Raw genomic sequence first — 19,976 nt, forward strand, 5'->3', positions numbered from 1 at the left:
TCCAGGGCACCGCCGCGAGCTTGCGAGCGGTGGGGAGGACGGGGGTCCTTCGTCAGCCGGACCGGCCGGCCCGGTTGTCGAACAGGGCGATGCCGGCCGCGGTGTTGGAGGCGGGCACGAAGTAGTCCGAGTGGACCTTGACGATCTCGTCGTCCAGCGCGCCGCGCATGACCAGCCACATGATCAGCTCGATCCCCTCGGCGCCGGCCTGCCGGATCAGCTCCTCCCGGGAGAGGGCGGCGAGCGAGGCGGGGTCGGTCTCGATCGCCGACATCCACCGGGCGTCGAACTCGGGGTTGATGAACCCCGCCCGGGCCCCGGCCAGCTGGTGGGACATGCCGCCGGTGCCCAGCACGCCGACCGTGAGGTCCCCGGGGAAGCTCCGGATCGCGCGGCCGAGCGCCTGGCCGAGCGCGTAGCAGCGGGCGGCGGTGGGCTGCGGGTACTGGATGACGTTGACCAGCAGCGGGATGACCGGGCAGGGCCACGCGTCTCCGGGGTCCGGCGTCCACACCGACAGCGGCACGGTGAACCCGTGGTCGACGTGCAGCTCCTGGAAGACGGTCAGGTCGAACTCCTCGTCGACCAGGCTCTCCACCAGGTGCAGGGCGAGCTCGGGGTGCCCGATGACGTCGGGGACCGGACGCCGGCCGAAGCCCTCGTCGGCCACCTCGTACTGCTCCGCGGTCCCCAGCCCGAAGGTGGGGACGAAGTCCAGGTCGATGCCGTTGGCGTGGTCGTTGTACACGACGATCGCCACGTCCGGCCGGTGCTCGGCCAGCCACGCCCGCGCGGGGGCGTAGCCGTCGAACAGCGCCTTCCAGTTCGGGTCCTCGGTCTTGCCGCGGTCCATCGCCGCGCCGATCGAGGGGACGTGCGAGGTCGCCAGACCCCAGATCACCTCAGCCATCCCGCCGGCCTCCCGCCCTCATCGCCGCCAGGAAGTCCTCCTCGCCCATGCCGGTGAACACGCCACCGAGGTACTGCATCGACCGGCCGTCCATCATGGCGAGCTTGTACACGTAGAAGATGCTGCCGCCCAGGTCGATCATCGCCTGCCAGTCGCGGTCCAGCACCGCCTGCTGCTGCTCGGGCGTGAGCCGGAAGCCCTGGCAGTAGGCGGCCTCGTCGGCGAGGAAGCGCTCCCGGTTCTCGGCCGTGCGCAGGCTCATGAACAGCTTGTTCATGCGCAGGCCGCGCCGGCTGGTCTCCCCGTCGAAGATCGGTGTGCCCGGCAGCCCGAAGCGGTCGGGCGCGGTCTCGCTCATCGGTGTTCCTCCCTCGCGCGCCGGTGCGCCGCCGGCCGTCCCCGCGGTCACGTGCGCTCCTGCGGGTGGGTGGCGAGGGGCTCCACGGAGACGTCGAGCCAGGGCGCCATCGGCAGGGACATCAGCGCGTCGTGCAGCGCCGCCGGGTCGTCGGCCTCGTACAGGCCGACCGTCGCGTTCCGCCCGGGCACCCGCCACAACCGCTTCAGCACCCCGGCTGCGCGCAGGTCCATCGCGCGGGCACGCTCGGCGGCCCGCAGCTCCTCCCGCCGCTCGGCGGGCGTCTCGGGTGGCAACCGGTTCTCGGACCGGACCAGGAACTCCACGTCAGGCTCCCGTCACTGGGGTGCGGGCCGGCACCGTGCCGGCGATCTCGAGCAGCACGCCGGCGAGCTCCTCGGGCGCGGTGACCATCGCCTCGTGGCCCGTCGCCAGCTCGTGCACCGGCCACCCCCGCTCCCGGGCGCGCTCTGCCTGGCCGGCGAAGACGCGCATCCAGCTGACGCACTCGACGAAGCTCGCGGGGACGTCCTCGACCGCGCCGGCCAGCCGCAGCGGGTCGGTGTAGGTCTTCCACGGGTGCGGGGTCAGCTTCGGCAGCAGCCAGTCCACGTCGGCCTGCTCGGTCACGCCCAGCACCGACAGCTTGCGCACCGGGACCAGCCAGCCGAAGCCCTGCTCCGCGGCGGACTCCGCCCAGTGGTGCTCCACGGTGGCGGGCAGCAGGTCCCGCGCCGCCTCGCCGTCCTCCCCCACGAACGCGTCCAGGTAGACCCGCTGGGCGACCGCCTGCGGGCGGCGGTCGGCCACCGCGGTCACGACCTGCCCGGCGTAGCTGTGCCCGACGAGGACGACGTCCGCGAGCCCCAGCAGGTCGACCAGCCGGACGACGTCCTCCACGTGGGTGTCCAGGCCCACCAGCGGCGAGAGCAGGTGCCCGCGCTCGGACAGCCCGGTCAGCGTCGGGGCGTGCACCTCGTGCCCGGCGCGGCGCAGCAGCGGGGCCACCCGGTCCCAGCACCACCCCCCGTGCCACGCCCCGTGCACGAGGACGAACGTGGTCATGGCCCCCCTGTCCTGACGACCCGCGGCGCGCCTGCGCGCAGATGTGGTCCCGAGCACGATAAGCCTCGCAGCGACGAGCCGGATCCGCTCGATGTCACGGAGCCGGCACCGCGGCCGCACGGACCTGCTACGTCATCCGTCGTGGTCAGGCCCCCGCCGGTCGTCACCGGGGAAGGACCAGACCCTCCTTCACGGCGAGGAGGGCCGCCTGCGTCCGCGACGTCAGCCCCGTCTTGGTGAGCAGGTGGCTGACGTGGGTCCGCGCCGTCCGCTCGCTGATGACGAGGCGCTCGGCGATGTCCTTGTTCGACCTGCCCTCGGCGATCAGGACCAGCACCTCCTTCTCCCGCGCGGTGAGGACGCCGAGCCCGGTGCGCGGCGCCCGCATCTCCTGGGTGAGCCGGCGGGTCACCGCTGCGTCGAGGAAGACCTCGTCCCGGACCGCTGCCCGCAGCGCGGCGTCGACCTCGGCGGGTCCGGCGTCCTTGAGCAGGTAGCCGGACGCCCCGCTCTCCAGCGCGGCGTGCACCCGCTCGGTCTCCCCGAAGCTGGTCAGGATCACCACCCGCAGCTGCGGGAACCGGCGCAGGACCTCCCCGGTGGCGGTGACGCCGTCCATGCCCGGCATCTGCAGGTCCATCAGCACGACGTCGGGCAGTTCCCCCTGGGCGGCCGCCCGGGCCAGCCGGTCCAGGGCCTCCTGCCCGTCGCCGGCCTCCCCGGCCACCACGACGTCCTCGAGCGCCTCGAGGTAGGCGATCACGCCACGGCGCACGACCGCGTGGTCGTCGACCACCAGCACCCGGACCGGGTCGGGGGCTGTCACTGCCCCGCCTCCGTGCCGGTCGCCGGCGACCCGACCGGCAACGGGACGGTGAGCCGCACGCTCGTCCCTCCACCGTCGGGCTGCCGGACCCGGACGGCGCCACCCCAGCGGGCCGCCCGCTCCCGCATCACGGTCATGCCGAGACCGCTGGACCCGGAGCCACCGGGCTCCGCCCCGGTCCGCGGGTCGAACCCGCGCCCGTCGTCGGTGACCTCGGCGACCACCTGCCGGCGGCTGCCGTGCGGAGTCACCGCCAGCCGGGTGGAGATCCTCGTCGCGTCGGCGTGCTTGATGCTGTTGTGCAGTGCTTCTGCGACGACGCGGTAGACGTCCTCGAGCAGGTCGGCGTCGACCGCGGCGAGGCAGGCGTCGGGGTCGGCGTAGTCCAGGGACACGTCGACCCCGGTCCGGGCCGCCGTCGAGTCCACCAGGGACCGCAGCGCCGAGGCCAGCCCCTGCGCCGAGGTGGCCGCCGGCCGCAGCTCCACCACCATGCCGCGGAGGTCGGCCAGGACGGCCTCGGCACTGCCGCTGAGGTCCTCCGCCACCTGCGCCACCTCCTCCGGGGCCGGCGGCAGGCCGCGGGCGACGAGCACGCCCAGCGACTTGGCCTGCATCATCATCGAGAACACCTGCTGCACCACCGAGTCGTGCAGGTCACGGGCGAGCTTCTGGCGCTCCTCCCGCCGGGCGACGTCCCGTTCCCGCTCCAGGAGCGCGGCGTGGTCCACCGCCATGGCCGCCTGCTCGGCCATGGCCAGCAGGAACTCCAGCTCGGTGTCCCCGACGGTCTGGCCGGGCGCGAAGAAGGCGTTCAGGATGCCGACGGGCTCCCCCCGGGCGAGGAGCGGCACGCTGACGAACCAGTCCCACCGGGGGTGCCGCATGAAGTCGTGCAGCGGCGCCCAGGCCGGGTCCTGCATCACTGCGTCGTACCGGTCCGGGACGACGACGGGCTCCCGGCTCCCGAGCGCGTCCAGCATCCGCAACCGGGCGCCCAGGGCACGGCACTGCATGAGCCTGTCGAAGAACTCGCCGGAGCGGCCGAACCCGGCCGAGCCCATGACGTGCAGCCGGTTGCCCGACCCGTTGACCGTCAGCACCTGGACGCCGGCGAGCGCGTCCGTGCGCGCGACCTCCTGGGCGAGCACCTCCAGCGTGCCCAGCAGCGAGCGCTTCGACGCGACGCTGGACGCGGCCTTGGCGATCGCGGCCAGCCGCCGCTCGCGCAACCGGCTCATCGTCACGTCGCGGAAGGAGACGACCCAGCGGGGCCGGCCGGGCACCTGGGTCACGACGTAGGCGAACTCGCGCCGGAGCCCCGGTCGCGGTTCCCAGTCGAGGGTGTGCTCGCCCGGTCGACCGGCGACCGCCGGGTCGCCCGGCGGCGGGAACGGTGAGCGGGCCCCGGCCACGGCGCCCGGCCGGAGGCCGCACAGGCGGACGGCGGCGGGGTTCGCGTCGAGGAACCGGGCCTCGCCGTCGATGACGGCGAGGCCGTCGGGGGCGTGCTCCACGACCTCCTCGGCCGGGGCGGGAGACGCGGCCCGCGTGCCGACGGCGGTCGGTCCTGTGGGGTCCACCCGGCCCTCCTCCCCTCCTCGGCCTCCCGGCCGACCTGTCCCTGTGGTGCAGGACACTGCTGGACAGATGCTGACACGCCGGGCCCGCGGTGGGCACAGCAGACCTGCCGGACCAACCGCCGGGGTGGCGTGCGGAGCGCCACAGCAGGCGGGATCCGCCCCGCCCCGCGACGATTGACGTACGGCCGGCGGGCGAACTGGTGGGACGGGAGCCGTCATGTTCCCGTCCCCCGCGCGACGTCGCGCGCGTCACGATGGTGGTGCGCTCGACTCGACCACCCGCTGCGGTGCGCACCGGGTGGTGCGTGCCGGCGCCCGGTGCGCACCGCCCCCGCCGGAGAGAAGGCTCGCCGCACAGGAGGAAGGCTCTTCCATGAAGCGCTCGCTGACCGCCCGGGACCCCGCCACCCGGGCCTCGTTGAGGCAGGTCTTCTCCGAGCTCGGCTTCGAGGTCATCCCGTTCAAGAAGACCGAGGAGCAGGTCCTCCAGCACGTGCCCAAGGACGTGCGGCTGACGGTCACCGCGTCCCCGGCGAAGGGGCAGGACGCGACCATCGACCTCACCGTGGCCCTCGCGGGCCACGGGTACTCGGTGGCGCCGCACCTGTCCGCCCAGCAGGTCCGCGACCGCGCGCACCTGGCCGACGTCGTGGCCCGCTGCCGCGAGGCCGGCGTCTCCGACGTCTTCGTCGTCGGTGGCGACCCCTCCGAGACGCCCACCGAGTTCAAGGACGCGCTGGCGCTGCTGACCGCACTGCACGAGCTCGACCACGGGTTCGCCGACATCGGGATCGGCGGCCACCCCGAGGGCCACCCGACCGTCTCCCCCGATGTGCTCTTCCAGGCGCTCAAGGACAAGGCCTCCCTGGCGACGCACATCAAGACCCAGATCGTCTTCGACCCGAAGGTGATCCTGGACTGGGCGCGGGAGCTGAAGAACCGGGGCATCGACCTGCCGGTGCACGTCGGCGTCCCCGGGGCGGTCCACCGGCAGAAGCTCATCCGCGTCTCCGGCGGGCTCGGCATCGGCGAGTCGGCGAAGTTCCTCAAGAAGCAGCAGAGCCTGCTGTGGCGCTTCTTCATCCCCGGCGGTTACAGCCCCGACAAGATCATCAAGGGCCTCGCCCCGCACATCGGCAAGCCCGACAACCACATCGAGGGCTTCCACGTCTTCACCTTCAACGACCTCGGGCCGACCGAGGCCTGGCGGGAGCAGACGCTGCGGGCCCTCGCGTGACGCGCGGGCCGGGAGCACCCACGACCGCCGCCCGGAGCGCCCGGTGACCGCCGTGGTGATCGACGGGACGGCGGTGGCACGCCGGGTGCGCGAGGACGTGGCGAAGGGCGTCGAGGAGCTGGTGGCCGCCGGCGGCACGGCCCCGGGGCTCGCGACGGTGCTCATCGGGGACGACCCCGCCTCCGAGGTCTACATCCGGAACAAGCGCCGGCTGAGCGTGGCCGCCGGGATGCGGGACCTGCACCGGCACCTGCCCGGCGACGTCGACCAGGAGTCGGCGGCCGCGCTCATCGACGAGCTCGCCGCCGACCCCGCCGTCTCCGGCATCCTGCTCCAGCTGCCGACCCCCGCCTCCCTGGACTCCGAGGCGCTGCTGGCGCGCATCCCGCCGGAGAAGGACGTCGACGGGTTGACCACGGCGAACGCGGGCCTGCTCGCCCAGGGACGCCCCGGGCTCCGTCCGTGCACCCCCTCCGGGGTCATGGTGCTGCTCGATGAGCACGACGTCCCGCTGCCGGGCGCCGAGGCCGTCGTCGTCGGCCGCTCCGTGCTGGTCGGCAGGCCGATGGCCCAGCTCCTGCTCGAGCGCAACGCCACCGTGACCATCTGCCACTCGCGGACCCGCGACCTCGCCGAGGTGTGCCGGCGCGCCGACGTGCTGGTGGTCGCCGCCGGGATCCCCGGCCTGGTCGGTGCCGACGCGGTCAAGCCCGGTGCGACCGTCATCGACGTCGGCATCCACCGCGGCGAGGACGGCCTGCACGGCGACGTCGACACCGCCGCCGTCGCCGAGGTCGCCGGGAAGATCACGCCCGTACCCGGTGGCGTGGGACCCATGACGATCGCCATGCTGCTGGCCAACACCCTGACCGCCGCGACCGTCCAGCAGGGCCTCGGCACCTGATGTCCCGGCCGTGGGCGCGGTTCGACGACCTGAGCCGCGGCGAGGCCCTGCTCTGCCCGACCCCGCACCGGGTGCTCACGACGACCCGGTCGGAGGAGGTCGCCGGCCTGCTGCAGCAGGTGCACGACGAGACCGCAGCCGGGAGCTGGGCCTACGGGTTCGTCTCCTACGAGGCGGCCCAGGGCCTGGACCCGCGGCTGCCGGGCGGCTGGACCCCCGGGCAGCCACCGCTGGTGTGGTTCGGCCTGTGCGGCGAACCGGCGCGCGTGGACCCGCTGACCGGGTCCGCACCTGCGACGGGGCCGGCCGGCCCCTGGCGTCCGGACTGGACGGCGGCCGACCACGCGCGCGCCGTCGCGATCGTCCGCGAGCAGATCGCCGCCGGTGAGACCTACCAGTGCAACCTCACCGACCGGCTCCGGTCGACCGTGACCGGCGACCTCGAGGCGCTCTACTCCCGCCTGGCGCTCGCCCAGCGCGGCGCCTACAACGCCCTGATCGACCTCGGCCGGCACGTGGTGGCCAGCGCCAGCCCTGAGCTGTTCTTCGAGTGGGTGGGCGACCAGGTGCGCACCCGCCCGATGAAGGGCACCGCTCCCCGTGGCCGGACGACCGCGGAGGACGAGGAGCAGCGCCGGGCACTGCGCGCCAGCGGCAAGGAGCAGGCCGAGAACATCATGATCGTTGATTTGCTGCGCAACGACCTCGGCCGGGTGGCCGAGGTCGGCGGCGTCACCGTGGACGAGCTGCTCGCCGTCGAGCGGTACCCGACCGTCTGGCAGATGACCTCGCAGGTCAGCGCACGGATCCGGCCGGACGTCGGGCTGCCGGAGCTGTTCGGCGCGCTCTTCCCCTGCGGCTCGGTCACCGGCGCGCCCAAGCAGCGGACCATGCAGCTGATCCGCGAGCTGGAGCCGACGCCCCGCGGCGTGTACTGCGGCGCGATCGGGCTCGTCGCTCCGCCGGGCGCGCCCTTCCGGGCCCGGTTCAGCGTCGCGATCCGGACGGTCGTGGTCGACCGGGCTCTCGGCGAGGCCGTCTACGGCGCCGGCGGGGGCATCACCTGGGGATCGGACCCCGCCCGGGAACGGGCCGAGCTGCTCGCCAAGGCAGCCGTGCTCGGTCACGACACCGGCGACCACCAGCTCGTGGAGACGCTTGCCCACCTCCCGACCAGCGGGCCCCGCAACCTCGACCGTCATCTCGCCCGGATGGCCGACTCGGCCGCCTGGTTCGGCTTCCGGTTCGACCGCGAGGCCCTGCCGGAGCTGATCCGGCAGGCCGTCGCCGGGCGCGCGGACCCGGCGCGCGTGCGGGTGCTGCTGGACCGGACGGGCGACGTCGGCATCGAGGTGGGTGACCTCCCCCCGGTGGCCCCCGGCCCGGTCGGACTGGTGGTGGACCACGAGCCGGTGGACGCGGCCAGCCCCTGGCTGCAGCACAAGACGACGCGCCGCGACCCCTACCGGGCCCGAGCGCTCCGGCACCCGGAGGCCGACGACGTCGTCCTGGTCAACCAGCGCGGCGAGCTGACCGAGACGACCATCGCGAACCTCGCCGTCCGCCTCGACGGCCGGTGGTGGACGCCGCCGACCTCCTCCGGCTGCCTCCCCGGGGTCGAGCGCGGTCGCCTGCTGGACCTCGGCCGCCTGTCCGAACGCGTCCTGCACGTCGACGACCTCGCCGTCGCCGAGGGGCTCGCGGTGCTCAGCTCGCTGCGGGGCTGGCGGGCAGCGCAGCTGGTCCCCCGTCCGGGGTGGTCGCTCGGGGACCGGCACGGGCGGGAGGTCTCCCGTGCCGCCAGGTGAGGAGCTCGACGGACAGCCGATCGGCGAGTTCCTCGCCCAGCTCTCGGCGCGGCTGCCGGCTCCCGGGGCGGGCGCGACGGCCGCTCTCGAGGCCGCGCTGTCCGCCTCGCTGGTCGGGATGGTCGGCCGGTTCACCACGGACGAGCAGCACGCCGGCCTGATCAGGGAGATCACCGCGGCCGCCGATGCCCAGCGGGACGCGTGCCTGGAGGCCGCCGCGGCCGACGAGGCGGCCTTCTCGGCCGTGGCCGCGGCGATGAAGCTGCCCCGGGACACGGCCGAGGAGCAGGGGTCCCGCCGCCGGGCTCTGGGCGCCGCGCAGCAGGAGGCGGCTCAGCCGCCCCGCCGGGTCATCGAGTCGGCCGTCGAGCTGGTGTCGCTGGCCGAACGGCTGCTGCCGATCGCGAACCGGAACCTCATCAGCGACGTCGCCGCGATCACCGCCGCCGCGCGCGCTGCGGCCAGCACCGCACGGCTCGCCGTCGAGACGAACCTCCCCGGCATCGAGGACGACGCGGCGCGCGGCGAGCTGGGCGCGGTCGTCGCGGTGGTGGACGATCTGGCCCGACGGGCGGACGCGGTCGAGGCGTCGGTGCGGGCGACGTTGCGGCGCTGACCCCGGTCCGTCAGCTCACTCGAAGACGACGGTGCGGTTGCCGTGGATGATGACGCGGTTCTCGGTGTGCCAGCGGACCGCGTGCGCGAGGGCGCGGGTCTCGGCCTCCCGGCCGCGCGCGGCCAGCTGCTCCGGGCTCGACGAGTGGTCGACGCGCAGCATCTCCTGCTCGATGATCGGGCCCTCGTCGAGGTCCGCGGTGACGTAGTGCGCGGTCGCCCCGATGAACTTCACGCCCCGGGCATGCGCCTGGTGGTACGGGCGGGCGCCCTTGAAGCTCGGCAGCATCGAGTGGTGGATGTTGATCGCCCGTCCCCCCAGCTGCCGGCACAGGTCGTCGGACAGGATCTGCATGTACCGGGCCAGGACCACCAGCTCGACCCGCTCCTCGCGGACGATGTCCAGCAGCGCCGCCTCGGCCTCCGCCTTGGTCTCGCGGGTCACCGGGATGTGGTGGAACGGGACCCCGTAGAAGTCGGCGGTGTCCTTCAGCGTCGGGTGGTTGGACACGATGGCGACGACGTCGAGGTTCAGCTCGCCCACCGAGTTGCGGAAGAGCAGGTCGTTGAGGCAGTGCGCGTACTGGCTGACCATGATGAGCACGCGCTGACGTTCCGAGGCGTCGGCCAGTCGCCAGCTCATCCCGAAGCGCTGGGCCGTCTCCTCGAAGCTGCGGCGCAGCGCGGGGAGGTCCAGCGGTGCCCCGTCGACGTGCTTGAACTCCACGCGCATGTAGAACATGCCGCTGGAGAGGCTGTCGAACTGGTGGCTCTCCACGATCGTGCACTGCTCCTGCACGAGCAGTCCGGACACCGCGTGCACGATGCCTGGCGCATCCTGGCAGGACAGCACCAGGATGCCGTGCTGACCGTCGGCGGGCCGCGTCATGACTCCTCCACGGGACTCGGGTCGTTCTGGGGCGCGCCGCGCCGGGTGGCGCTGGTCACACGTCCGGGTGGACGTTACGCACCAGGACCACCGCCTCCCAGTGGGCAGATGACCACTCCTGCCGGGCGTCGGGTGGTGACGGGCCGCGACAATCGACGTAGGCGCGCCACGGCCCGGCGCGCCCGCGGTCAGCCGCCCGGCGGCAGCACCGGGACCACCAGGTGCGAGTCGAAGCGGCCGCCGGTGTGCACGACGCTGCGGCCGACGTTCACCGTGTCGGTGTGCCGGGCGTAGGTCAGCGGCTCCGGGTAGCGCATCACGTCGCTGCCCTGCACGACCAGCAGCAGCTGCTCCCCCGCCTCGAAGCGGGTGCCCGACGGCCAGACCTCGACGTCCAGCCGGGTCGGCTCACCGAGAGTGAGCGGCAGCGCCCGCCGGTGCGCCAGCACCGGCAGGAAGTCGGTGGAACGCTCCGGGTCGAGCTCCCGGTGCGAGGCGCGCAGCCAGCCGACCGCCACCGGCCCGTCCTCGAACTGCCCGTAGTAGGGGAACCCGACCTGGTTGCCCTCGGCGTCGAGCTTGAAGAGGGCGAGGAACACGTCCGCGTCCTCGGCCTCCTCGGCGGACACGTGCAGCACCGCCCGCACGTGGCCGACCAGCTGCACCGGCTCGGCGAAGGTGATCGCGAACGTGGCGCGGCGGGGCCCCAGGCCGCTGCCCAGCCCGTCGTAGCCGGCAGCGCCCCGCTCGTCGACCGGCTCCCAGCTCAGCGAGCCGGTGCCGGCATCGAGGTGGAGCTGCCGGTACTCGACGTCCTCGAGCGGCCACTCCCGGGCCTCCCGCCAGGTGCCCTCGTCGTACCGCTCGCGCACCTCGGCGCGGACCCGCGGCCAGGAGTCGACGTCGGTGTCCCGGTCGAGCAGGAACCGGTCGAAGAAGGCGCGCTGACGCTCGACGTTCTCCGGCTCGTAGTAGTAGGCCCACTTCTTCCGGCCGTGGACGTCGAGCCACTTCTGCTCCGACCCGATGCGCCGGAACCCCTCCAGCGTGCCGCGGGTGTGCAGCCCCTGGTCGGCCCAGCTGGCGACGACGAAGGCCGGCACCCGGATCGCCTCGAGGTCCGCGGCCTTGCTCGCCCAGAACTCGTCGAACCAGGGGTGCGCGGCCGTCTCGGCCGCCAGGTCCTCGATCTCCGTGGTGCTGGCCCCCCAGCGCTCCCAGATGTAGGGCCAGAAGGAGGTCTCCGGGATGCCGCCGTGCCGGGCCACCTCCCGGTAGGTGTCGTTCCACCCCTCCCACGGGTTGATCGCGGCCAGGTGCGGCGGGTCCAGCGCGGCGACTGACCACTGCAGGCTGGACAGGTAGGAGACCCCGGACAGGCCGACCTTCCCGGCGCTCCACGGCTGGGTGCCGGCCCACTCCACCAGGTCGGCGAAGGCCCGCGCCTCCTCCGGCGAGTGGTAGGTGGCCCGGCCCTCCGAGTACCAGGTGCCGGGCACGTCGACGAGCACGATGGCGTAGCCGTGCAGCACCCAGTACTCCGGGTCCGGCGCCTCGAAGGTGGTCAGGTCCCCGGTCCACTCCGGCCGCACGCCGCTGTTGGGGTAGATCTGGCCGATCGGGGCCGGGTTGTGCTTGCCGTAGGGCGACCAGCTCACCAGCGGTGCCGCCGGCACGTCGCTGTCGGGACGGTAGACGTCCACGTACATGACGTGCCCCTCGCTGCCGAACGGGACGGCGATGTCCTTCTCGACCACCATCCCGGGCCGGTTCTCGAACCGGTGCTCGGGCGGGCGGCCACCGCGCGATGCCGGCGTGCTGCGCGGACCCCGGAAGAGGTACTCGGTCTCGTCGTGCACGGAAGTCCTCGGTCTCCGTCCTCTGTCCGCGGGCCGGGGGGTCAGTGGGCCATCGCGGCGAGGGCCTCGGGGTCGATGGTCGCGATGGCCCGGGTGTCCTGGAAGGCACGCACGCCCTCGATGCCCTGCTCGCGGCCCATGCCCGACTGCCGGACGCCGCCGAAGGGAGCACGCAGGTCCAGCCGGGTGGCGCCGTGGTCGTTGACCCAGACGTAGCCGCACGCGAGCTGCGAGCCGATGCGCTGGGCGGTGTCCGGGTCCGCCGTCCACACCGAGCCGCACAGGCCGCCCCACGTGTCGTTGGCAGCAGCGACGGCCTCGTCCTCGGAGTCGAAGGGGAGGATCGGGATGACCGGTCCGAACTGCTCCTGCGTGACGACCCGCAGCGACGGGTCGGGGTCGATCACGAGGGCCGGGCGCAGGAAGTTGCCGCCGGCCAACTCCCCGTCAGGCAGCTGGCCGTACTCGCGGACCTCGGCACCGGCGTCCTTGGCCTCCTGCACGATCTCCTGCACGAACGCCTTCTGGGCCGCCTGGTGCAGCGGGCCCATCGTGGTGCCCTCGGCCAGGCCGTGGCCGAGCCGCACGGCCTCCAGCCGCGCCTCCAGACCCGTCACCAGCTCGTCCAGGCGGGACCGGTGCACGTACACCCGCTTGGCGGCCATGCAGATCTGCCCGGTCGTGTCGAAGATGCCGGCGAACAGCCGGTCGAGGTGCGTGTCGTCGATGACCGCGTCCTCGGTGACGATCGCCGCGTCGTTGCCGCCGAGCTCGAGCGTCACGCGGGTGAGGTTCTTCGACGCCATCTCCATCATCCGCTTGCCGCCGTTGACACTGCCGGTGAAGCAGACCTTGGCGACGTCGGCGTTCTGGATCAGGCCGGCCATGTCCTCGTCCCGACCGGTGACGACGTTCAGCACGCCCGGCGGCAGCTTCTCCGCGATCCGCTGCACGACGCGGGCCGTGGCCAGCGGCGCCGACGGCGGCGGCTTCACGATGGCGGTGTTGCCGGCCAGCAGGGCGTGCGGCAGCGCGGCGCCGAGGATCGCGATCGGCCAGTTGAACGGCACGATGACGGTGACCACGCCCAGCGGCTGGTGGCCGACCTGCGTCGTCACCGGGATGCCGGGAGCCGGCTGGAGCACCTTGCCGCTGTCGACCTCGTCGGCCAGACCCAGCGCCAGCTGCCACCGCAGCTCGAAGACCAGGGCGTCGATCCACGCCTCCATCCGGATCTTGCCGTTCTCCTGCGACAGGATCGCCGCGTCGGTGTCCCGGTCGTCCGCGATGCCGGCGATCGCCTCCGCCATGGCGCGGGCCCGCTCCTGCGGCGACAACGCCGCCCACGCGGGGAACGCGGCCTTCGCCGCGGCCACCGCGTCCGCCACGTCCTCCACCGAGGCCGCAGCGGCCTCGCCGACGACCACGCCCGGCTTGGCCGGGTCCGCGACCTGCAGGACATCGGCGGTGGAGCGCTCCTCGCCGCCGATGAACAACCCGGTCCGGACGGTCTGGGCGGTCTGGTCGCCTGCTGTCTGGGTGCTCGTCATGTCGTTCCCCTCCGTTGGGTCCCGTTTCCGCGCCACGTCCTACCGGGCGCGCCCGGCACTGCTCGTGCCCTGAGCGTCCGACCTCCATGCCCGGGGCACCAGGGACATCTGTCCTGTTCAGGAGCCCCGGTGCGGGTCGGCGTCGGCGGTCTCGAAGCGCAGCACGGGCTTGATCGTGGTGCCGGCGGCGGAATCGGCGAAGGCCTGCTCGATGTCGGCGAAGTCGTAGGAGGTGACGAGCCGGTCGAAGGGGAACCGGCCCTGCCGCCAGAGCTCGATCAGCTGCGGGATGAACGTCTGCGGGACCGCGTCGCCCTCGATGATCATCTGCAGTCGCCAGCCCCGGGTCATCGACAGGCCGGTCTCGAACGCCGTCTCCTCACCGGGCGCCTGGGCGCCGACGACCCCGACGGTGCCGCGGATGGCCAGGGAGTCCGCGGCTGCCCGCAGGACCGCCGCCACCCCGGTCGTCTCGAGGGCGAAGTCCACCCCCTGCCCGCCGGTGAGCTCCGTGATGCGCTCGGCCGCGCCGCCGTCCCGCGCGTCGACGACGTCGGTCGCCCCGAGCTCCTCCGCCAGCGCCAGGCGTTCCGGGACGACGTCCACCGCGACGATCCGGGTGCAGCCGATCGCCCGCGCGGCCAGCACGGCGGACAGCCCCACCGCTCCCGCGCCGAACACGGCGATGCTCGACCCGGCGGGCGGGCGCAGCGAGTTCATCACGGCGCCCGCACCGGTCTGGATCCCGCAGCCGAGGGGTCCCATCAGCTCGAGCGGGACGTCCGAGCGGATCGGGACCACCGACCGGGCCTGCACGTTGGCCTGGCGGGAGAACGAGGACTGGCCGAAGAAGTGGGAGGAGACCTGCCCGCCGTCCCGGTCCTGCAGCGCGGTGGACCCGTCGGGCCGGGTGCCCCCGAAGTTGCGCGCGTACAGGTCCGCGCAGTAGGTGCTGTCCCCCGCCAGGCACTGCCGGCACCGGCCGCAGGTGTTCACCGAGAGGACGACGTGATCACCGACCGCCACCCCGACCACCGCGTCCCCGACCGCCTCGACGATGCCGGAGCCCTCGTGCCCGAGCACGGCGGGCAGCGGCGTGGGGTAGGTCTGCTCGCGCACGACCGCGTCGGTGTGGCACACGCCGGCGCCGACCAGCCGGACCCGGACCTCGTCCGGGCGGGGTTCGTCGAGCTCGACCTGCTCGATCAGGAAGGGGCCGTCCTTCTCCCGGACGACGGCTGCTTCGGTCAGCATCGGTGCCTCTCCTCTGCCCTCGCGGTCGGTCCCGCACCGGTGCGCCGGCGACCGTCCCTCGATCATGCCCAACGCACCCGCTCCCCACGACACGGGCGAGCGGAACCAGGACCCGACCCGGCGCGGTCCCGGTGGCCGGGGCCACCGGGACCGTCCAGCGGGGGCCGACGTCAGACGACGTCGGTCTCCTGTGCCTGCCGGATGAGCTCGGCGTCGTACCAGGTGAGGAGACCGGCAGCCTGCAGCCGGACGACGTCGTCGGTCACCTTCGTGACGTGGTCGCGGTGGCTGCTGTACAGCTCGCCGAGCCGCGCCGGGTCGAAGGGCACCTCGTAGCCGGCGATGTAGCAGAACGAGGCGCCGGTCGCGGTGCCGAACCAGGTGCTGGTCGGCACGTCGAGGAACGGCGAGCGCAGCCCGCCCTGCACGTTGCCGAACTGCTCGAGCACCGGCGCACCGTTCTCCACGACGATGGGGTTCGACCGCGGCGGCGCCACGCCGTCGCGGACCCAGCGGTCGAGGTCGTGCAGCGCCGCGTCGAAGAAGATGGAGCTCGGGAACCGGCTGCGCGGACCCTCGTTGCACGCCTGCGGCGGCACGTCACGGCCTGCTGCGACGATGTCCTCCGACGACGCCGAGGAGTACAGCTCGAAGGGCGTGGCGTGCCCGGCGCCGGCCATCTCGTAGTGGCGGAACTGGTCGCCCGGGACGTCGCTGTCGGGGCGCCGGGAGCCGATGCTGCGCAGGTGGTCCGACTGCGACATCAGCTGGATCACCGGCACGCCGATGCCGTAGAGGTCGCGCCGCGGGTCCTCTGCCGGTGGCGCGGGCTCGCACTGGTTCATCGGGTAGGCCCCGGCGAAGGCGCCGCCGGCGACGCCGAGCAGGTAACCGTCGTAGGTGGGGGCGCCCTGGGCGGCCACGACGAGCGGGTGGACGGCCTTCATGTAGTTGACGAGGTAGCCGCCGGTCTGGGACGGCGGTGGCGGCCCGTCGACCCGGAGGTCACGGCGTCCAGGTCGTGGTGGCGCGGAGCCTCCTCCCATGGCGGCGGGCGGTACGCGGCCGGAGCTGCCGCGCAGCTCAGCCGTCGGTGCCGTCGGGTCCGGGGACGTGCTGCTGGGACGGCCGGCTCGGCCCTCGCGGCAGACTGCTCCGTGCTGCGCTGTGGAGGACTGAGAGCACGAGCGCTCCGCTCGGCATCGAGGGGTGGGCGCTCGACTGCGCGCCGTCACCGAAACCACGCTCAACATGCCATGGCTCACAGGCAGCGGCAAGCAGGTGCACAGACGAACGGACCGACGGTGGGCGCCCCTCGAGGGGCCATGTCGGCTGACATGGCCGGACGAAGGGTCACCACTCGATCCCCCGCTGCCCAGGATCAGGTCGCCAGGCGCTGCTTCAGCCAGTCGTGGAAGGCCCCGATGTGGTGTTCGGACGGGACGAGCACACCGCCGTGGGCGTAGGCACGCGAGGACATGGCCGGCTGGGTCCGCTCGCAGGCGGCGAAGTCCTGCTGGTTCACCCGGTGGAAGAGCTCGACCGAGCGTGACACGTCCTTCCCGGACTCGACGACCTCGTGCGAGTACAGCCAGTCGCACTCCACGATCGTCCGGTCCGCCGAGACCGGGAACATGCGGTGGAAGACCACGTGGTCGGGGATGAGGTTGACGAAGACCGTCGGCTTCACCGTGATGGCGTAGTAGCGGCGGTCCTGGTCCTCGGCCACACCGGGCAGCCTGTCGAAGCCCTCGCTGCCGTCGACGGTGAACCCCTGGACCTCACCGCCGAACTCCGCCCCGTGGCCGACGAAGTACTGCGCCGCGTAGCCGTCGGCGAACTCCGGCAGCACCTCGGTGAGCTCGGGGTGGATGGTCGCGCAGTGGTAGCACTCCATGAAGTTCTCGATGATCAGCTTCCAGTTGGCCTGGACGTCGTAGGTGATCCGACGGCCGACCGACAGGTTGTCCATGTCGTAGCGCTCGATGGCGTCCTGGTCGCCGAGCCGCTCCACGACCGCCCCCACGACGTCCTCCTCGAACGACGGGGGCTCCGAGGCCAGGCACACCCAGACGTACCCCAGCCACTCACGCAGGTGGACCGGCACCAGCCCGTACTCGACCCGGTCGATGTCCGGCATCTTGGTGAGGTTGGGCGCCGCGATGAGCTTGCCCTCGAGGTCGTAGGTCCAGGCGTGGTACGGGCACTGGAAGGCGCGCCTGGTCTGCCCGGAGTCCTCGGTGCAGATCTGGGCGCCGCGGTGCCGGCAGACGTTGAGGAACGACCGCAACCGCCCGTCCCGGCTGCGGACGACGAGGACGCTCTCCCGGCCGACCTGGACCTTCTTGAACGACCCCGGGGTCGGCAGGTCCTGCGCGCGCACGGCACAGAACCACATGTCCTCGAAGACCCGGGCCTGCTCGAGGGAGAAGATCGTCGGATCGGTGTAGTACTGGCCGGGCAGCGTGGGGATGAGGCTGGCGGGCAGGTCGGTGGTCGTCATGCGGCACCTCAGAGGTCGCGCCGGGCGCGGTGGGGGGTCGCGCCGGTCGTCGGACAACGCAGTAGGGCTGGACCCCGGCCGCCGTCCTCAGGACACGCCCGCGACGGCCGACGTGTTGCACATTACCCACCCGGTTGCGTCTGACACAACGGTTAGCCGAAGAAGCCGAGCCTCCTGCTGAGGTCGTCCGCACCGGCGACGACGCGCCGCGCGATCTCCGGGAAGCTGTCCTCGGGCATCCGGAACGAGGGCCCGGAGACGCTCACCGCGGCCACCACGTCACCGTCGCCGTCGCGGACGGGGGCGGCGAGGGCGCTGAGCCCGACCTCGTACTCCTCCACCGTCGAGGCCCAGCCCTGCTCCGCGGTCACGTCCAGCTCGCGCTGCAGCACGTCGGGATCGGTGATCGTGACGGCCGTGAACCGCTGGAGGTCGTGCGACAGGGCGACCTTGCGCACCGGGTCGGGGGCGAACGCGAGGAGGACCTTGCCGCTGGAGGTGGCGTGCAGGGGCGTCGCGCGCCCCACCCAGTTGTGCGAGCTGAGCGCCGCGGGGCCGCGCGCCTGGCTGACGTTCACCGCGCGCTCGCCGTCGAGGATGGCGATGTTGACCGTCTCGCCCAGGTCGGCGGCCAGTTCCTCGCAGGTCCGGCGCCCCTCCTGCGCGAGGTCCAGCTGCGCGGTCGCCGCCCCGGCCAACCGCACGATCCCGAAGCCCAGCCGGTACTTCCCCCGATCGGCCAGCTGCTCGACGAGGTCCTTGCTCTCGAGGGCGGCGACGAGGCGGAAGGCCGTCGACTTGTGCACGCCGAGTTCCGCAGCCACCTCAGTGACGCCTGCCTCGCCCTTGGCTGCCAGGATCTCGAGGATGGTCAGTGCCCGGTCGACCGACTGCACCAGGGCAGCAGGGGCCCGCTCCCCCGTCGGGTCATCCGGCGCGCTCATGCCCCCAGGGTAGGGCTCAGTCGGAACCGGCCGGCCACGCTCTTGACGGCAGGAGCCGGGACGGGGACGCTGTTGCGCATCTAGCAAAGAGTTGCGTTGGACGCAACGGCGACGATCTGGAGTCCCCTCATGATCACGGTCTGCCCCACGAGTTCGCTGCCGCCGGGCGAGGCGATCCGCGTGCCGGCCGAGGAGCCGATCGCCGTCTTCAACGTCGACGGCGAGTTCTTCGCGATCGACGACACGTGCACCCACCAGGACGCGTCGCTGGCCGACGGCTGGCTGGAGGGCTGCACGATCGAGTGCCCGCTGCACGCCTCCTGCTTCGACCTGCGGACCGGCAAGCCCTCCGGCCCCCCGGCCAAGGTCGCGGTGCGCACGCACCAGGTCGTGGTGGCCGACGGGATGATCCACGTGCAGGTGAGCGCCGCGGCGGAAGGCGCCGCATGACGGGCACCATCGCCGTCGTGGGGGCCTCCCTGGCCGGCCTGTCGGCCGCCCGCGCGCTGCGCGAGCGTGGCCACGCCGGCCGCATCGTCGTCATCGGCGACGAGGTGCACGCACCGTACGACCGCCCGCCGTTGTCCAAGGAGTTCCTGGCCGGGACGGCGACGATCGACGACCTCGCGCTCGTCTCACCGGACGACGAGGCGCTCGACCTCGAGTGGCGGCTGGGCAGCCGGGCCGTCGGCCTGGAGCGGCAGAGCCGGTCGGTGCGGCTGGCCGACGGCGGTGAGGTCCGGGCCGATGGCGTCGTGCTGGCCACCGGCGCCCGCGCGCGGCGGCTGCCCGGCAGCGACGGCCTGCCCGGTGTCCACGTGCTGCGGACCCTGGACGACGCGGTCGCGCTGCGGGCCGATCTCGCCGTGTCCGGGCGCCTGGTGGTCATCGGTGCCGGCTTCATCGGCGCGGAGGTGGCCTCGACGGCCCGACAGCTCGGTCTCGACGTCACGGTCGTCGAGACGCAACCCGTGCCGCTCGCCGGTCCGCTGGGAGGCGAGCTCGGCGCGGTGTGCGCGGAGCTGCACGCCGACCACGGCACCCGCCTGCTGACCGGGACCGGCGTGGCCGGGCTGGTCGGCACCGACCGCGTCGAGGCGGTGGAGCTCACCGACGGCACCCGCCTGCCGGCCGAGGTGGTGGTCGTGGGCATCGGCGCCCTGCCCAACACCGAGTGGCTGGCCGGATCCGGCGTGGCCCTGGGCAACGGGGTCCTCACCGACGAGGGGTGCGCCACGAACGTGCCGGGCGTGGTCGCCGTCGGGGACTGCGCGGCGGCCTGGTCGGTGCCCGCCGGGCGGAACGTGCGCGTCGAGCACTGGACCCACGCGCTGGAGCAACCCGCCACCGCGGCCGCCACCCTGCTGGGCGGCGCCCCCCCGGTCCGGTGCCCGGTGCCCTACTTCTGGTCCGACCAGTACGGCGCCCGGATCCAGTTCGCCGGCTCCCGGCGAGAGGGTGACGTGCCGCGGTTGGTGGAGGGCGACTTCGCCGACCGGAGCTTCCTGGTGGTCTACGAGCGCGACGGTGCACCCGTCGCCGTGCTCGGGATGAACCAGCCCCGGTTGTTCACGCGCTGGCGTCGGCAGCTCCGGTCGGCCGTGCCGGCGGCCTGACCGGGCGGGCCGTCCGGGAGCCTGCGGCGCACCGGTCATCGCGGTGGCCTGCGCC

General features: G+C 73.4%; 19 protein-coding genes. 6 read left to right on the plus strand and 13 right to left on the minus strand.

All coding sequences use genetic code 11. The features are described 5' to 3' along the window. Positions 1 to 52: 52 nt before the first annotated feature. The 6 genes from FHL80_RS04405 to FHL80_RS04430 form a co-directional block, all read right to left on the minus strand. Entirely contained in the window at positions 53 to 910 is an 858-nt protein-coding gene (locus tag FHL80_RS04405; protein ID WP_138732238.1) for a class III extradiol dioxygenase subunit beta, read from the minus strand. After that, complete coding sequence (ligA, locus tag FHL80_RS04410; protein ID WP_138732239.1) at positions 903 to 1,268, minus strand: protocatechuate 4,5-dioxygenase subunit alpha; 366 nt, start codon at positions 1,266 to 1,268, stop codon at positions 903 to 905. Before ligA ends, FHL80_RS04405 begins: the two co-directional genes overlap by 8 nt. A 47-nt stretch (positions 1,269 to 1,315) precedes the next feature. Beyond that, complete coding sequence (locus FHL80_RS04415; RefSeq protein ID WP_138732240.1) at positions 1,316 to 1,594, minus strand: muconolactone Delta-isomerase family protein; 279 nt, start codon at positions 1,592 to 1,594, stop codon at positions 1,316 to 1,318. Position 1,595: 1 nt separating this feature from the next. After that, positions 1,596 to 2,333, minus strand: coding sequence for an alpha/beta fold hydrolase (locus FHL80_RS04420; protein WP_138732241.1), 738 nt, complete (start codon positions 2,331 to 2,333; stop codon positions 1,596 to 1,598). Positions 2,334 to 2,496: 163 nt separating this feature from the next. After that, a complete protein-coding gene (locus FHL80_RS04425) occupies positions 2,497 to 3,159 on the minus strand; it encodes a response regulator (protein WP_216870416.1) in 663 nt (220 codons plus the stop codon). Next, positions 3,156 to 4,742, minus strand: coding sequence for a PAS domain-containing sensor histidine kinase (locus FHL80_RS04430; protein WP_138732242.1), 1,587 nt, complete (start codon positions 4,740 to 4,742; stop codon positions 3,156 to 3,158). The genes FHL80_RS04425 and FHL80_RS04430 overlap by 4 nt, the downstream gene beginning before the upstream one ends. Positions 4,743 to 5,115: 373 nt before the next feature. Here FHL80_RS04430 and FHL80_RS04435 point away from each other — a divergent pair, with 373 nt between their 5' ends. From FHL80_RS04435 to FHL80_RS04450, 4 genes are read left to right on the plus strand one after another with little or no spacing between them, the layout of a single operon-like run. Further along, on the plus strand, positions 5,116 to 5,979 hold the full coding sequence (locus FHL80_RS04435; protein WP_138732243.1) for a methylenetetrahydrofolate reductase: 864 nt from the start codon (positions 5,116 to 5,118) through the stop codon (positions 5,977 to 5,979). Between the two features lie 43 nt (positions 5,980 to 6,022). Continuing rightward, on the plus strand, positions 6,023 to 6,883 hold the full coding sequence (gene folD / locus FHL80_RS04440; RefSeq protein WP_138732244.1) for a bifunctional methylenetetrahydrofolate dehydrogenase/methenyltetrahydrofolate cyclohydrolase FolD: 861 nt from the start codon (positions 6,023 to 6,025) through the stop codon (positions 6,881 to 6,883). Next, the gene (pabB, locus tag FHL80_RS04445; protein ID WP_138732245.1) at positions 6,883 to 8,691 is read left to right on the plus strand and encodes an aminodeoxychorismate synthase component I; all 1,809 of its coding nucleotides are present in this window, start codon (positions 6,883 to 6,885) and stop codon (positions 8,689 to 8,691) included. The genes folD and pabB overlap by 1 nt, the downstream gene beginning before the upstream one ends. Beyond that, the gene (locus FHL80_RS04450) at positions 8,678 to 9,307 is read left to right on the plus strand and encodes a cyclodeaminase/cyclohydrolase family protein (protein WP_138732246.1); all 630 of its coding nucleotides are present in this window, start codon (positions 8,678 to 8,680) and stop codon (positions 9,305 to 9,307) included. Before pabB ends, FHL80_RS04450 begins: the two co-directional genes overlap by 14 nt. A gap of 15 nt (positions 9,308 to 9,322) precedes the next feature. On the opposite strand, the gene purU is transcribed toward FHL80_RS04450, so the two are convergent. From purU to FHL80_RS04485, 7 genes are all read right to left on the minus strand, one after another. Next, the gene (gene purU, locus FHL80_RS04455; RefSeq protein ID WP_138732247.1) at positions 9,323 to 10,195 is read right to left on the minus strand and encodes a formyltetrahydrofolate deformylase; all 873 of its coding nucleotides are present in this window, start codon (positions 10,193 to 10,195) and stop codon (positions 9,323 to 9,325) included. 188 nt (positions 10,196 to 10,383) lie between these two features. After that, positions 10,384 to 12,054: a CocE/NonD family hydrolase gene (locus FHL80_RS04460; RefSeq protein ID WP_138732248.1), complete on the minus strand. Its 1,671-nt coding sequence runs from the start codon at positions 12,052 to 12,054 to the stop codon at positions 10,384 to 10,386. A gap of 41 nt (positions 12,055 to 12,095) precedes the next feature. Further along, the gene (locus tag FHL80_RS04465; protein WP_138732249.1) at positions 12,096 to 13,604 is read right to left on the minus strand and encodes an aldehyde dehydrogenase family protein; all 1,509 of its coding nucleotides are present in this window, start codon (positions 13,602 to 13,604) and stop codon (positions 12,096 to 12,098) included. A 117-nt stretch (positions 13,605 to 13,721) separates the two neighbouring features. After that, a complete protein-coding gene (locus tag FHL80_RS04470) occupies positions 13,722 to 14,858 on the minus strand; it encodes an NAD(P)-dependent alcohol dehydrogenase (RefSeq protein ID WP_138732250.1) in 1,137 nt (378 codons plus the stop codon). Between the two features lie 170 nt (positions 14,859 to 15,028). Beyond that, complete coding sequence (locus tag FHL80_RS04475; RefSeq protein WP_138732251.1) at positions 15,029 to 15,904, minus strand: alpha/beta hydrolase domain-containing protein; 876 nt, start codon at positions 15,902 to 15,904, stop codon at positions 15,029 to 15,031. Positions 15,905 to 16,239: 335 nt separating this feature from the next. Next, positions 16,240 to 17,361 (minus strand): aromatic ring-hydroxylating oxygenase subunit alpha, encoded by a 1,122-nt coding sequence (locus FHL80_RS04480; RefSeq protein WP_138732252.1) that lies wholly within the window; start codon positions 17,359 to 17,361, stop codon positions 16,240 to 16,242. A gap of 152 nt (positions 17,362 to 17,513) precedes the next feature. After that, positions 17,514 to 18,305, minus strand: a complete 792-nt coding sequence (locus FHL80_RS04485) for an IclR family transcriptional regulator (protein WP_138732253.1) — start codon at positions 18,303 to 18,305, stop codon at positions 17,514 to 17,516. Positions 18,306 to 18,434: 129 nt separating this feature from the next. Between FHL80_RS04485 and FHL80_RS04490 the strand changes: the two genes are divergently transcribed. Both FHL80_RS04490 and FHL80_RS04495 read left to right on the plus strand, forming a co-directional pair. After that, a complete protein-coding gene (locus FHL80_RS04490; protein ID WP_138732254.1) occupies positions 18,435 to 18,755 on the plus strand; it encodes a bifunctional 3-phenylpropionate/cinnamic acid dioxygenase ferredoxin subunit in 321 nt (106 codons plus the stop codon). After that, the gene (locus tag FHL80_RS04495) at positions 18,752 to 19,921 is read left to right on the plus strand and encodes an NAD(P)/FAD-dependent oxidoreductase (RefSeq protein ID WP_138732255.1); all 1,170 of its coding nucleotides are present in this window, start codon (positions 18,752 to 18,754) and stop codon (positions 19,919 to 19,921) included. Before FHL80_RS04490 ends, FHL80_RS04495 begins: the two co-directional genes overlap by 4 nt. Positions 19,922 to 19,976 lie beyond the last annotated feature (55 nt).

Source organism: Modestobacter excelsi, assembly GCF_005930495.1.
GTDB classification, from domain to species: domain Bacteria; phylum Actinomycetota; class Actinomycetes; order Mycobacteriales; family Geodermatophilaceae; genus Modestobacter; species Modestobacter excelsi.